The 13,077-nt window shown below is 61.9% G+C and carries 11 protein-coding genes; 8 read left to right on the top strand and 3 right to left on the bottom strand.

The features are described from left to right. Nucleotides 1-44 precede the first annotated feature (44 nt). Entirely contained in the window at nucleotides 45-1,094 is a 1,050-nt protein-coding gene (locus tag A8B82_RS08325) for a tyrosine-type recombinase/integrase (protein ID WP_067290725.1), read from the top strand. A gap of 8 nt (nucleotides 1,095-1,102) precedes the next feature. Here the strand turns inward: A8B82_RS08325 and repC are convergent, their stop codons facing one another. From repC to repA, 3 genes are all read right to left on the bottom strand, one after another. Further along, nucleotides 1,103-2,323 carry a plasmid replication protein RepC gene (repC, locus tag A8B82_RS08330; protein ID WP_067290730.1) on the bottom strand — a complete coding sequence of 407 codons (1,221 nt, stop codon included), beginning with the start codon at nucleotides 2,321-2,323 and terminating at the stop codon, nucleotides 1,103-1,105. A gap of 178 nt (nucleotides 2,324-2,501) precedes the next feature. Next, nucleotides 2,502-3,518: a plasmid partitioning protein RepB gene (gene repB / locus A8B82_RS08335; protein WP_067291091.1), complete on the bottom strand. Its 1,017-nt coding sequence runs from the start codon at nucleotides 3,516-3,518 to the stop codon at nucleotides 2,502-2,504. Beyond that, entirely contained in the window at nucleotides 3,515-4,729 is a 1,215-nt protein-coding gene (repA, locus tag A8B82_RS08340) for a plasmid partitioning protein RepA (RefSeq protein WP_067290732.1), read from the bottom strand. Before repA ends, repB begins: the two co-directional genes overlap by 4 nt. 281 nt (nucleotides 4,730-5,010) lie before the next feature. Here repA and A8B82_RS08345 point away from each other — a divergent pair, with 281 nt between their 5' ends. From A8B82_RS08345 to A8B82_RS08375, 7 genes are read left to right on the top strand one after another with little or no spacing between them, the layout of a single operon-like run. Continuing rightward, entirely contained in the window at nucleotides 5,011-6,018 is a 1,008-nt protein-coding gene (locus tag A8B82_RS08345; protein ID WP_067290734.1) for a LacI family DNA-binding transcriptional regulator, read from the top strand. Beyond that, on the top strand, nucleotides 6,015-7,325 hold the full coding sequence (gene xylA, locus A8B82_RS08350) for a xylose isomerase (protein ID WP_067290736.1): 1,311 nt from the start codon (nucleotides 6,015-6,017) through the stop codon (nucleotides 7,323-7,325). The genes A8B82_RS08345 and xylA overlap by 4 nt, the downstream gene beginning before the upstream one ends. A gap of 17 nt (nucleotides 7,326-7,342) precedes the next feature. Further along, on the top strand, nucleotides 7,343-8,398 hold the full coding sequence (locus A8B82_RS08355) for a sugar phosphate isomerase/epimerase family protein (RefSeq protein WP_067290739.1): 1,056 nt from the start codon (nucleotides 7,343-7,345) through the stop codon (nucleotides 8,396-8,398). Continuing rightward, a complete protein-coding gene (locus A8B82_RS08360) occupies nucleotides 8,398-9,531 on the top strand; it encodes a Gfo/Idh/MocA family protein (RefSeq protein ID WP_067290742.1) in 1,134 nt (377 codons plus the stop codon). Before A8B82_RS08355 ends, A8B82_RS08360 begins: the two co-directional genes overlap by 1 nt. Beyond that, nucleotides 9,528-11,036: a sugar ABC transporter ATP-binding protein gene (locus tag A8B82_RS08365; protein WP_067290744.1), complete on the top strand. Its 1,509-nt coding sequence runs from the start codon at nucleotides 9,528-9,530 to the stop codon at nucleotides 11,034-11,036. The genes A8B82_RS08360 and A8B82_RS08365 overlap by 4 nt, the downstream gene beginning before the upstream one ends. Beyond that, nucleotides 11,036-12,034 (top strand): ABC transporter permease, encoded by a 999-nt coding sequence (locus tag A8B82_RS08370; RefSeq protein ID WP_067290747.1) that lies wholly within the window; start codon nucleotides 11,036-11,038, stop codon nucleotides 12,032-12,034. Before A8B82_RS08365 ends, A8B82_RS08370 begins: the two co-directional genes overlap by 1 nt. Nucleotides 12,035-12,076: 42 nt before the next feature. Then, the gene (locus A8B82_RS08375) at nucleotides 12,077-13,021 is read left to right on the top strand and encodes an ABC transporter substrate-binding protein (protein ID WP_067290750.1); all 945 of its coding nucleotides are present in this window, start codon (nucleotides 12,077-12,079) and stop codon (nucleotides 13,019-13,021) included. The last annotated feature ends 56 nt before the right edge of the window (nucleotides 13,022-13,077 follow it).

A 13,077-nucleotide genomic window follows, 5' to 3' on the forward strand; every position in this document is an offset into this window, starting at 1 on the left:
GAAAACAAATGGATCGCAGTCTCAAAAACTCCGGCAGACCGACAATGTCGACAGATTCCGGGAAACCCGCTTCTTCCGAAAACACCCCCATTGCCCTGCCGACGGAGGTTGCGGGGTCGGGCAGGCTTGACCGGCTGGTGGACAGCGCAAGGGACTATGCCCGGTCTGCCGCCTCGGACAATACCTTGAAAGCCTATGCCAGGGATTGGGCGCATTTCACCCGCTGGTGCCGGTTGAAGGGCGCAGAGCCCCTGCCCCCCTCGCCCGAGATGATCGGGCTCTACCTCGCCGATATGGCGGCCCCCTCGGGCAAGGCCCCTGCCCTGCGCGTCAGCACCATAGAGCGCCGCCTTTCCGGCCTCGCCTGGAACTTCGCGCAGCGCGGTCTGACCCTGGATCGCAAGGATCGGCACATCGCCTCGGTGCTGGCCGGGATCAAGCGCAGGCATGCCCGCCCGCCGGTCCAGAAGGCGGCGATCATGGCCGAGGATATCCGCGCCATGGTGGCCTGTCTGCCCTTCGACCTGCGCGGATTGCGGGACCGGGCGATCCTGCTGATCGGCTATGCCGGCGGCCTGCGCCGAAGCGAGATTGTCAGCCTCGATCACGGCAAGGACGATACACCGGACAGCGGCGGCTGGATCGAGATTCTCGACGGCGGTGTCCTGCTCACCCTCAACGCGAAGACCGGCTGGCGCGAGGTCGAGATCGGGCGCGGATCGTCTGAGCAGACCTGCCCCGTTCATGCGCTTGAGCAATGGCTGCATTTCGCCAAGATCGATTTCGGCCCGATATTTGTGGGTACCTCGCGGGACGGCAAGAAGGCGCTGGAGAGACGGCTGAACGACAAACACATCGCGCGGCTGATCAAGCGCTGCGTGCTGGGCGCCGGGGTCCGGTTCGATCTGCCCGAGAACGAGCGGCTGGCGCTGTTCTCCGGCCATTCCCTGCGGGCGGGGCTGGCCTCTTCGGCGGAGGTCGACGAGCGCTATGTCCAGAAACAGCTTGGGCATGCCAGCGCGGAAATGACCCGTCGTTACCAGCGGAGACGTGACAGGTTCCGGGTGAACCTGACGAAGGCTGCGGGATTGTAGGGCGGAGTTCACAGCTGTGAACTCGGAGCGAGCGGTGCATTCATTGAGTGTTCACAGCTGTGAACTCCAGCTCCCCTGCCCTCAAGCGCGCGGATCATTGGACCGCAGGAAAACAGACCATTCCCGGCCTTCTGGCCCAAAGATCGCAGATATGCCGAAGGGCTTTTGATTTCGGAGAATCTTTCCAGCATTGCCGCCAGCGTTGCCGCTGCCTGCGCCCTGCCCAACCGGCATTTCGCTTCTTGCCAGACGGATGCCCCGATTCCCATCATAGGGCTGACGACATCTGACAGCCTGATCAGATCCTCCCAATGGCGGACCGCCCCTTGAGAAAAAGACTGTATTTCTTTGCAGGTGCTCAACACCTGACTGAGCGGGGGCGGCTGATGCAGGGGCGCAGCATCAATTTCACGCGGCGTGTCGCCACGGACTTCGGCTTTTTCCTTATCAATATATTCTTTATTTGAACTCTGATGGTGCTGCTCAATCTCGGCGTCGCTGGTGCTCAGTTCCGGCGTTTCAGCCATGTCGATACAGGCGATGACCTCCTCCAGTGCGGCGACCAATTTGGCTTTGAGAATGGTCAAATCCTCGATGCCCAGCTTTCTGCGCAGGTCACGGGCGGTCAGACGGGCGAGGTCGCTCATCTGGTCCCAGAGGGGCAGGTCGGGCCGCCGGGTGATGCCGTATTCAACATAGCCCGCCAGATCGCGGCGCATCAGGCTGACCATTTCGCGCAGGCGGTTGCGGCGTGCCTCGGCCTCTTCCAGGCGATCAGCGATACGGCTGAATTCCTCGAACCGGTGGGCCAGGGGCGTGAGGTCAAACCCATAGGCAAGCTTGGCACCGCCATTGCGGCGGACATAGCGTTTGCCGTTGGGGCTGTCGCGGCGCAGGATCACGCCGGCATCCACCAGCCGCGCGATGTGGCGGCGCATGGTGGAGCAGGGCATGCCGTTCAGCCGCTCGCAGATTGCCTTGTTGGAAGGATAGACAACCGCGGCAGGGTTGTCGGCCCCAAGGGCGGTTTCGGGGTGAAATCCGAGCAGGGCCTGCAACACTGTCAGGTCGCGGTCGGACAGATTGAAATGCTGACGCGCGGCGGCGAGTTTGCGCAGGGCGTCCCACTTGCTGACCTCTGTGGTGACGGGCCGATCTGCCTGTGCCTGCCGTTCCAATTGGACAGCAGTGATCGGTCGCCGAAACGACGATACCGGTGTGTATTCCATTTTCATGTACACGAAGACAAAAAAATAGCGGTCCGCGAATCACTTTGGACTTGCGAATTTAGGCTCCGACCACTAGCTTGAAGGTGCTAGAAACAAGTCAGGGTCTCGTGGAGCATCGTCTTTGCGGGACCTTTTCTTTTAGTCTTGTCCGTGTCTCCTTTTCATTGTTGCTCTTTCCTCAGTCTTCGCCGCGCTGAAGCCAGCGCGCGTGAAGTTCTTCGATCAGGGGCTGGCCTTGCGCCTCTATCCAATCGGCAAACGGTCCTTTTTCGAGATCCAGCGAAACCCCCCTGGAGGACCGCACGAGCTTTGCTGCGGTGCGGCCATCAACCGTCAGATTGACGCTGAGCTTGCGCGGACGGGCAGGGGGGGCTTTGGGTTTTCTGGTGGGACGTTCGGGAACACCAGCGGCGTCAAAAACAGCCTCGAATGCCCTGACAGAGACTTCATTCGGCTCTGCCGAAGCATCGTCGATCACCATGGCAACCTCTGCCTCGCTGCGCAGGCTCTCGGCCACCTCGATCAACCTGTCGGGGTTGATCTGGCGTTCCTCGATGGCTTTTCCCAGGGCCTCCCACCGGGGGCGGCCAATGCCATGGGCCGGGCCGATGGCGCGGATTAGGTCACGGCCGATCATCTCTGCGATGGCGATGGCCATGGAGACGGAAGATTTGGTGACGGTCAGAACCTCGGCCACCTGGGTCTGATTGCCAAAGCCCGATTCGACCAGTTCCTGCGCGAAGAGCGCCCTTTCGATAAAGGACAGATCGCGCCGGGCCATGTTTTCGGAAATCTGCGCTTTGACCGCCGCGTCGTCGCCCATGCTGGCAATCAGCGCGCGCACAGTCTGGACCTTGGCGGAATTGCGGATCGCCTGAAGCCTGCGCCGCCCATAGACCAGCAGATAGCGGTCAGGCGTGCTGGGGTGGCGGCGCACCAGAATAGGCACTGTCTGGCCGTTAGTCTCTATTGCGTCGCGCAGATCGACCACATCGTCGGGGTCGAGCCGGTCAGCGATCCTGCCGTCTTCGATGGTGTCGGGGTCCAGCTCCCAGACCTGATGGGAATCCACGGCGTCGCGCGCAGAGCGCAGCGCCCGGTTTGTGGACATCATCGACGTGCCGGGGGCAGGGGGGGCATGCCCCGCCGCTGCCAACCCGTCGAGCATGGTCATTCGCTTTTTTCTGGTCGTCATGTCCTGCCCCATGTGCGTTGGATCAGTTCAGAGATTTCATCGTTGACGGCATTGAGGCTTTCGACCGCACGGTCATAGGTGCTGCGGGTGAAAGCGCCGCGTTCTACCTCGTATAGAGTCTGTTTCGTCAGCCCGGCGTCGGAAATGGCCGTTGATTTGAGCTGCGGTGCATTCAGGACCTTGTCGCCATACATGGTGCGCAGAAAGGCGACGATGCGGTTCTGCGGCGCATCTGCCGGTTCGTAGCGCGTCAGCAGGTAGCGCATCCAGTCATGGCTCATGTCGGCACCGGATTCCGCGATCACATCCATCAGGTCGGCGGTCATGCGCAGGAATTGCGACATCGACATCACATCCAGCATTTCGGGGTGAATGGTGACCAACACGCCGGTTGCCGCCGACAGGGCCGACATGGTCAGGAAGCCAAGCTGCGGCGGGCAGTCGATGACAACCACGTCATAGTCGCCATCGACCTGCATCAGAGCCTCTTTTACCCGGAAAAAGAACAGGCCCGCCTTGCCCTGGGACAGGGCGCGGGGGGTTTCATGTTCGAATTCCATCAACTCCAGGTTGCCGGGGATCAGGTCGAGGTTGGGGATATAGGTCTTGCGGATCACATCCGCGATCGGGACCGGTGAATCGTATCTAATGGCATCATAGAGCGTGCCGCCGTCGTGCAGATCGAATTCGGGCTGAACCCCGTGCAGCGCGGTGAGCGAGGCCTGCGGGTCCAGGTCGATGGCCAGCACGCGGTAGCCCTTGAGGGCCAGTCGCTGGGCGAGGTGGGCGGAAGTTGTTGTCTTGCCAGAACCGCCCTTGAAATTCATCACACCGATGACTTGCAGGTGGTCGATATAGCCGTGTTCGCTCCCCTCCGGCGAGACGCGGCGACCGGGCAGGTAATCACCCGGTTTGCGCGCGGTCTTTTCCAGCAGGACGCGCAGGTCATGGATGTCTTGCGCCGAATAATGCCGCCGGTTGCCCGGCGTGAGGGCAGGGGAGGGCCCGCGCCCTTCGAGGTGCAGTTTGCGCAGGTAGCTGTCGTTCACGCCCAGCAGGGTTGCCGCCTCACCGGAGGTGAAGGTGCGCATGGATTTCTGCGCGTTTGGCGGGAACAGGTTCTCGCGCTGTGCGTGCAATTGGCCTGACAGCCATTCCGCATGTTGACGGATGACGGAATTCAGGTTGTCTGTTTGTTTGATACTGCTCATCTGCCCTCGGTCTCTTGTCCCGTGTTCACGGAACATGGCGTTTATCGCCTTGTTTCCGTGACTATTGACGAAAGCTGGAGAGTCGCGCAAGGCTTTTTTACAATCCCGGTCCCCGTATTGGAGGGGTACGTGGCCCTGTTCGGCCATTCTAGAGCCTGATTTTGCCTGTGGCCAGACCCGGACTGACGCCTGATCCGGGGGCTGTTGAGGTGTGCCCCGCAGAATCCTGATTGACGTACCTCAGAAATTGCTCAACTCTTGGGCAACGGGGGGATTCGTCAATGAGCGGGCCGACAGTACGGGACGTTGCAGAGGTTGCGCAGGTCAGCCTGGCAACGGTGGACCGGGTTTTGAACAATCGGGGCGGCGTGTCGGCAAAGGTTGTCGACCGGGTGAAGGCGGCGGTGGCGCAGACCGGATATGTGCGCAATCTGGCCGCCGCGAACCTGTCGCGCCGCCGGGTTTACCGGTTCTGCTTTGTCATTCCGTCGGGCGATACCGGGTTTATCGCGCTGCTGCACGAGGCGTTGGCGCGCGAACAGCAGCGGCTGATGGAAGAACAGGTGCTGGTGCAGGTTGTCCCGACCAAGCCGTTCGACGTGGAAGACCAGGTGGCGGCGCTGCGCAATCTTGAGTGTGACGCGGTTGCGGTGATGGCCAGCGAGGCGCCCGAGATCAATGAGGAGATCGCGGCGCTGCATGCTTCGGGTGTCAGGGTGATCAGCCTGGTGGCCGATCTGCCGAGTTCGGGGCGCGATGCCTATGTCGGGCCGGACAATGTCATGGCGGGGCGCACGGCCGGTGAATTCATGGGGCGGTTCATCAAGGATCAGGGGAATGTCCTGATGATTGCCGGATCGCTGGCGGCGCGCGATCACAGCGAGCGGCTGCTGGGGTTTCGGATGGTGATGCAGGAACGCTTTGGCGGTTGCACGCTGTTGCCTGCGGCGCAGGGGGCGGACAATGCCGAGCGGGTTGAGCAGATCGTGCTGGAGGCGGCGCGGGACCGGCGGCTTGCCGGGATCTATGCGATCGGGGCCGGGAACCGCGGGCTGGTGCGTGCGGTGCGGACGCTGGCGCCGAGGCCAACCACCATCGTGCATGAGCTGACGCCGACATCGCGCGAGGCGCTGCGCAGCGGCACATTCGATCTGGTCATCGACCAGGACATTCTGTCGGGGGTGATTGCCGCTGTGAAAATCATGCGGGACCTGACCGAAGCCACCACACCGCCTGCCGATGCCGGCAGGATCAAATTGAACATCTACAGTCGTGAGAACATACAGTGAGCCAATATTTCGCAGACATCGCCCCGGTGACATTCGAAGGTGCCGACAGCACCAATCCGATGGCCTTCCGTCACTACAATCCGCAGGAAAAGCTGGGCGGCAAGACGATGGAGGAGCATCTGCGCTTTGCCGTCTGTTACTGGCACAGTTTCGTCTGGGAGGGGAACGACCCCTTTGGCGGCCAGACCTTTCAGCGCCCGTGGTTTCCGGCAGACACGATGGATCTGGCGCGGGCCAAGGCCGATGCCGCCTTTGACATGTTCCGCATTCTGGGCGTGCCGTTCTTTTGCTTTCACGACCATGATGTGCGCCCTGAAGGTGCCAATCTGGCCGAGAGCCACAAGCGGCTGAACGAGATGGCCGATTACATGCAGCAGAAGATGGCCGATGGCGGTCCGCGGCTGCTGTGGGGCACGGCGAACATGTTTGCCAACCGGCGCTACATGTCGGGGGCCAGCACCAACCCGGACCCGGATATCTTTGCCTATTGTGCCTCGACGGTGAAGACCTGCATGGATGTGACCCACCGGCTGGAGGGCGAGAACTATGTGCTGTGGGGCGGGCGTGAAGGATACGAGACTCTGCTGAACACCGATCTGAGCCGCGAGCTGGAACAGATGGGCCGGTTTTTGTCGATGGTGGTCGAATACAAGCACAAGATCGGGTTCAAGGGCGCGATCCTGATCGAGCCGAAACCGCAGGAGCCGACCAAGCACCAGTATGATTATGACGTGGCCACGGTCTACGGGTTCCTCAAGCGGTTCGGGCTGGAGGACGAGGTGCAGGTGAATGTGGAACAGGGCCATGCCATTCTGGCGGGGCATTCGTTTGAACACGAGCTGGCGATGGCACGCACGCTGGGGATTTTCGGCTCCATCGACATGAACCGCAACGATTACCAGTCCGGCTGGGACACGGACCAGTTTCCCAATTCGCCGTCAGAGGCGGCGCTGGCCTATTACGAGGTTTTGATGGCGGGCGGGTTCACCACTGGCGGCACCAATTTCGACGCCAAGCTGCGGCGGCAGTCGCTGGATGCCGAAGACCTGATTGCCGCCCATGTGGGCGCGATGGACATCTGTGCGCGGGGGCTGAAATCGGCGTACCGGATGATCGAGGACGACGCGCTGGAGGGGCCGCGCCGCGACCGCTACGCGGGTTGGGAGAGCGACGCGGCGCAGGCGATGCTGGCAAAGGACGCCACGCTGGACGGGATTGCCGCCCGTGCGGAGGCGGCGGACCTGAAACCGCAGCCGGTCTCAGGGGCGCAGGAGAAACTGGAAAATATCGTCAACCGCTACGTCTGACAAAAGGGAGGAATGGGATGAAAACGATCAAGGGTCCGGCGCTGTTTCTGGCGCAATTTGCAGGCGACGAAGCGCCGTTCGATTCCTGGGATGCGATCACCAAATGGGCCGCCGATTGCGGCTATAAGGGGGTGCAGGTGCCCAGCTGGGACGCGCGGATGATCGACCTGGATCAGGCGGCGGACTCCAAAGATTATTGCGAGGATTGGGCCGGACAGGCACTGGCCAATGGCGTGGAGGTGACCGAGCTTTCGACCCATCTGCAAGGGCAGTTGGTTGCGGTGCATCCGGCCTATGACGATGTGTTCGACGGCTTTGCCGCCGAAAGCGTGCGCGGCAACCCCAAGGCGCGGCAAGCATGGGCGGTTGATCAGGTGCAAAAGGCGCTGACGGCCTCGGCCCATCTGGGCATCGGGGCGCATGCGACGTTTTCGGGCGCGCTGGCCTGGCCCTATGTTTACCCGTGGCCGCAGCGGCCTGTGGGGCTGGTTGAACAGGCGTTCGACGAGCTTGCCAAACGCTGGACGCCGATCCTGAACCATGCGGAGGATTGCGGTGTCGATGTCTGCTATGAAATCCATCCGGGCGAGGACCTGCACGACGGGATTTCATTCGAGATGTTTCTGGAGCGCACCGGCAATCACGCGCGGGCCAACATGTTGTATGATCCGTCGCATTACGTGCTGCAATGTCTGGATTACCTCGACAATATCGACATCTACCGCGACCGCATCCGCATGTTCCACGTCAAGGATGCGGAGTTCAATCCGACGGGCCGGCAAGGTGTCTATGGCGGCTATCAAAGCTGGGTCAACCGCGCGGGACGGTTCCGCAGTCTGGGCGACGGGCAGGTCGATTTCGGCGCGGTGTTTTCCAAGATGGCGGCGAATGATTTTGACGGCTGGGCCGTGGTGGAATGGGAATGTGCGCTCAAGCATCCCGAAGACGGGGCGCGCGAGGGGGCGCAGTTCGTCAAGGATCACATCATCCGCGTGACCGAGCGTGCCTTTGACGATTTCGCAGATGGCGGTGCGGATGATGCGCTGAATGCCAAGATGATGGGGCTTTCGTGATGGCACCTATCAGACTGGGCATGATCGGTGGCGGCAATGACGCATTCATCGGCGGGGTGCATCGCATTGCGTCGCGGATTGACGGACGGTTTCAGCTTGTGGCGGGGGCGCTGTCCTCCACTGCGGAGAAATCGAAGGCTTCGGGTGCGGCGCTGGGGCTGGCCGAAGACCGCTGTTATGGCGATTTCACCGAGATGGCGAAACGCGAGGCGCGGCTGAAGGAGGGCGTTGAGGCGGTGGCCATCGTGACGCCGAACCATGTGCATTATCCGGCAGCGCGCGAGTTCCTGAAACGCGGCATCCATGTGATCTGTGACAAGCCGCTGACCTCGACACTGGCGGATGCGAAAAAGCTGGTGGCGGCGGCGGAGAAATCGGATGCGTTGTTTGTGCTGACGCATAATTACACCGGCTATCCGATGGTCCGTCAGGCCCGCGAGATGGTGCGGCAAGGCGACATCGGTACGATCCGTGTGGTGCAGGTGGAATACCCGCAGGACTGGCTGACCGACGCGGTGGAAGCCGACGGCAGCAAACAGGCGGAATGGCGGACTGACCCCGAACGCTCTGGCGCGGGGGGCTGTGTGGGTGACATTGGCACGCACGCTTATAATCTGGCGCGCTTTGTCACCGGGTTGCAGTTGGACAGTCTTGCGGCGGACCTGACCAGCTTTGTCGAAGGGCGGCGGCTGGATGACAACGTGCATGTGATGCTGCGTTTCGAGGGCGGGGCGAAAGGCATGTTGTGGTCCTCGCAGGTGGCGCCGGGTAATGAAAACGGGCTGCGGTTGCGGGTCTATGGCGACAAGGGCGGGCTGGAATGGGCGCAGGAAGACCCGAACTATTTGTGGTTCACGCCGCATGGGGAGCCCAAGCGCCTGCTGACGCGGAACGGGGCAGGGGGGCTGGAGGCCAATCTGAGCGCCTCTCGCATTCCGCCGGGGCATCCCGAGGGCTATCTTGAGGGGTTCGCGAACATTTACAACGAAGCGGCGGATCTGATTGTTGCGGCGCGTGAGGGCAAGGTGCCGGATCATCTGCTGCCGACGGTGCGGGACGGGTTGGAGGGGGTCGCCTTTATCGACGCCTGCGTGCGGTCGTCGAAACGCGATGCGGCCTGGGTCAGGCTATGAGCGAAACCCGCGCCCTCACGCTGGCTGATGTTTGCCGGAGTTTCGGGCCGGTGCAGGTGTTGCATGACATCAGCCTGACGCTGCGGCCCGGCGAGGTGCATGCCCTGATCGGGGAGAACGGGGCGGGCAAATCGACGGCGATGAAGATCATGTCGGGCTATCTGGAGCCGACGAAGGGGCAAGTGAAGCTGGACGATGCGCCGGTGCGCTTTGCCTCTTCGCAGGAGGCCGAGGCGCAGGGGGTTGTGCTGATCCATCAGGAGTTCAATCTGGCGGATCAGTTGAGCGTGGAGCAGAACATCTTTCTGGGGCACGAGAAGCGGCGCGGGCTGTTTCTGGATAAAGCCTGGATGCAGGCAGAGACGCGCAGGCTGCTGGCGCGGCTGAATTGCAAGGTGTCCCCCGATGCGCGGGTGCGTGATATTTCCAACGCGGACAAGCAGATGGTCGAGATCGCCAAGGCGCTGTCGCGCCGGGCGCAGGTGTTGATCATGGATGAACCCACCGCCGTGCTGACCGAGCGCGAGGCGGAGGTGCTGTTCGAGCAGGTGGAGCGGCTGAAGGCGGAGGGGGTGGCGATATTGTTCACCTCGCACAAGCTGGACGAGGTGAAGCGGATTTCGGACCGGATCACGGTATTGCGCGACGGGCATGTGGTGGCGCAGGGCATGACGGCGGAGTTCAACGAGGACCAGATGGCGCAGGCGATGGTGGGGCGGGATGTGTCCTCGCTGTACCCCGTGCGCTCTGTCGGTGTGGGCGATGATGCCGCGCTGGAGGTCAGGGGGCTGAACGTGCCGGGCTATGCCCATGACATCAGCTTTACCCTGCGTAGGGGCGAGATACTGGGCATTTCGGGGCTGATCGGATCGGGGCGCACTGAGGCGATGGAGGGGCTGACGGGGCTGCGCGCCGCGCAGGGTGATGTGCGGATCAACGGGCGGCCTGTTTCCCTGCGGTCGCCGCAACAGGCGCAGGCGGCGGGGCTGTGTTACCTGACCGAGGACCGCAAGGGGCGGGGTCTGCTGCTGCAAAAGGGGATGCGGGAGAACCTGACCTTGCAGGCGCTGCCGGAGTTCACCAACTGGCTGATAGATCACAAGGCGGAAGACGCGGCGCTGACACGGGCGATTGCGGATTTCGACATTCGTGCGCCGACCCGTGAGGTGCTGGTGGGCAACCTGTCGGGGGGGAACCAGCAAAAGCTGCTGATCGCCAAGATCATGCTGACCGACCCGGATATCGTCATCATCGACGAGCCGACGCGGGGCATCGACATCGGCACCAAGCAACAGATTTACGAATTCATCCATGCGCTGTCTGCCGCGGGTAAATCCATCATCGTGGTCAGTTCCGAAATGCAGGAGGTCATCGGCCTGGCCGACCGGGTGCTGGTGATGCGGCTGGGCACCATCGCGGGCGAAGTCAGCGGCGATGACATGACAGAAGACAAGATCGTGCGGCTGGCGATGGGCCTGGGCGCGACCAGACAAGAGGCAATCTGATGACAGCTACCGAAACACGGCCCAGCCGACCGGCCAGAGGCGTGAACCTGAAAGTGCTGGGACCAATCCTGGCGCTGGTTGTGCTGGTGATTGTGGGCGCCGCGCTGAACGGGAATTTCCTGAGCGCGGCGAACATCACCAATGTGCTGTCACGCTCCGCCTTTATCGGGATCATCGCGGTGGGCATGACATTTGTCATCACCGGCGGCGGGCTGGACCTGTCGGTGGGGTCGATGGCGGCCTTTATCGCGGGGCTGATGATTCTGGTGATGAACGCGATGTTGCCGGTGATGGGGCCGGGATGGCCGCTGGTCTTTGTCGGCATGTTGACGGCGATGGTCGCGGGCACGCTGGCCGGGTTTGTAAACGGCTTCCTGATCACCACCATGCGGATCGAGGCGTTTATCGTGACGCTGGGCACCATGGGCATCTATCGCAGTCTGGTCACCTGGCTGGCGGACGGCGGCACGCTGTCACTGGATTTCGGGATGCGGTCAGTGATCCGGCCAATCTATTTCGACGGGATTCTGGGGATCAGCTGGCCGATCATCGTTTTCGCGCTGGTGGCGATCAGTGGCGAGTTGGTGATGCGGCGCGCGGCCTTTGGCCGACATGCCGCCGCTGTCGGGTCGAACGATCAGGTGGCGCGCTATTCCTCGGTCAACGTGAACCGGGTGCGGATGCTGACCTATGTGTTTCTCGGCATCCTCGTTGGGGTGGCGACAATCATGTATGTGCCGCGCCTTGGCTCGGCCTCGCCCAGCACCGGTGTGCTGTGGGAACTGGAAGCCATTGCGGCGGTGATCATCGGCGGCACCATGCTGAAGGGTGGCTTTGGCCGCGTCTGGGGCACGGTGATCGGCGTGCTGATCCTGTCGCTGATCGACAATATTCTGAATCTGACGGATGGCGTGTCGCCCTATCTGAACGGGGCAATACAGGGTGTCATCATCATCCTGGCCGTCATCCTGCAGCGCGACAAGAAAGCGGAGAGCTGAGGAGGCGCTCCGGAATACCATGGTAAACAGAGGAGATAAGCCATGAAATTTACGACAATCACGGCGGCCGCACTGGCCGCGACACTGGCACTGCCAGCGCTGGCGCAGGATACGAAAGTCATTGGCGTGTCCATTCCGGCAGCAACGCACGGCTGGGCGGGCGGCATGAACTTTCATGCGCAACAGGCGGTGAACCGGCTGGAGGAAGTCTATCCGCAACTGGATTTCGTGCTGGCGACGGCATCGGACCCGGCCAAGCAGGTCAACGACATCGAAGACATGCTGGCCACGCGCAACATCAGCGCGCTGGTGGTGCTGCCGTTTGAATCCGAGCCGCTGACCAGCCCGGTCAAGGCGGTGGCGGACAGCGGCGCATGGGTGACGGTGGTTGACCGTGGCCTTGCCATTCCCGGCATCGAAGACCTCTATGTGGCGGGCGACAACCCCGGCTTTGGCAAGGTATCGGGCGAATACATGGCCTCGGCCATGCCGGATGGCGGCGACATTGTGGTGTTCCGGGGCATCCCGACAACCATCGACAATGAGCGTGTCGAAGGTTTCCAGAGCGCGATCGAAGGATCGGGCATCAACATTCTGGCGATGGAGCATGGCAACTGGAACCGCGACGACAGCTTTACCGTGATGCAGGATTTCCTGTCAAAATATGACAAGATCGACGCGGTCTGGGCATCGGATGACGACATGGCCATTGGCGTGCTGGCGGCCATCGAACAGTCGGGCCGCGATGACATCAAGTTTGTTCTGGGCGGTGCCGGCATGAAGGAAATGGTCGCAAAGGTGCGCGATGGCGATCCGATGATCCCGGCGGATGTGACCTATCCGCCGTCGATGATTGCCACGGCGATCGAAATGACCGCTGTTGGCATGACCTCGACCGCGCCGGTGTCTGGCACTTTCACCATCGGATCGGTTTTGATCACGCAAGAGAACGCTGCTGACTTCTACTATGAAGACAGCCCGTTCTGAGACATGAAAAACGGTCGAAGGGCGGGCAAGCCCTTCGACCACACAGATGGGAATTG

Source organism: Sulfitobacter sp. EhC04 (genome assembly GCF_001650875.1).
Classification (GTDB): Bacteria; Pseudomonadota; Alphaproteobacteria; order Rhodobacterales; family Rhodobacteraceae; genus Sulfitobacter.

What these genes read in the sequence shown, in the direction of transcription:
- A8B82_RS08355 (WP_067290739.1), top strand. Translation starts at nt 7,343, where the DNA reads ATGAAAACGATCAAGGGTCCGGCGCTGTTTCTGGCGCAATTTGCAGGC.
- repA (WP_067290732.1), bottom strand. Translation starts at nt 4,729, where the DNA reads ATGAGCAGTATCAAACAAACAGACAACCTGAATTCCGTCATCCGTCAA.
- A8B82_RS08345 (WP_067290734.1), top strand. Translation starts at nt 5,011, where the DNA reads ATGAGCGGGCCGACAGTACGGGACGTTGCAGAGGTTGCGCAGGTCAGC.
- A8B82_RS08375 (WP_067290750.1), top strand. Translation starts at nt 12,077, where the DNA reads ATGAAATTTACGACAATCACGGCGGCCGCACTGGCCGCGACACTGGCA.
- A8B82_RS08325 (WP_067290725.1), top strand. Translation starts at nt 45, where the DNA reads ATGTCGACAGATTCCGGGAAACCCGCTTCTTCCGAAAACACCCCCATT.
- A8B82_RS08365 (WP_067290744.1), top strand. Translation starts at nt 9,528, where the DNA reads ATGAGCGAAACCCGCGCCCTCACGCTGGCTGATGTTTGCCGGAGTTTC.
- A8B82_RS08370 (WP_067290747.1), top strand. Translation starts at nt 11,036, where the DNA reads ATGACAGCTACCGAAACACGGCCCAGCCGACCGGCCAGAGGCGTGAAC.
- repB (WP_067291091.1), bottom strand. Translation starts at nt 3,518, where the DNA reads ATGACGACCAGAAAAAAGCGAATGACCATGCTCGACGGGTTGGCAGCG.
- repC (WP_067290730.1), bottom strand. Translation starts at nt 2,323, where the DNA reads ATGGAATACACACCGGTATCGTCGTTTCGGCGACCGATCACTGCTGTC.
- A8B82_RS08360 (WP_067290742.1), top strand. Translation starts at nt 8,398, where the DNA reads ATGGCACCTATCAGACTGGGCATGATCGGTGGCGGCAATGACGCATTC.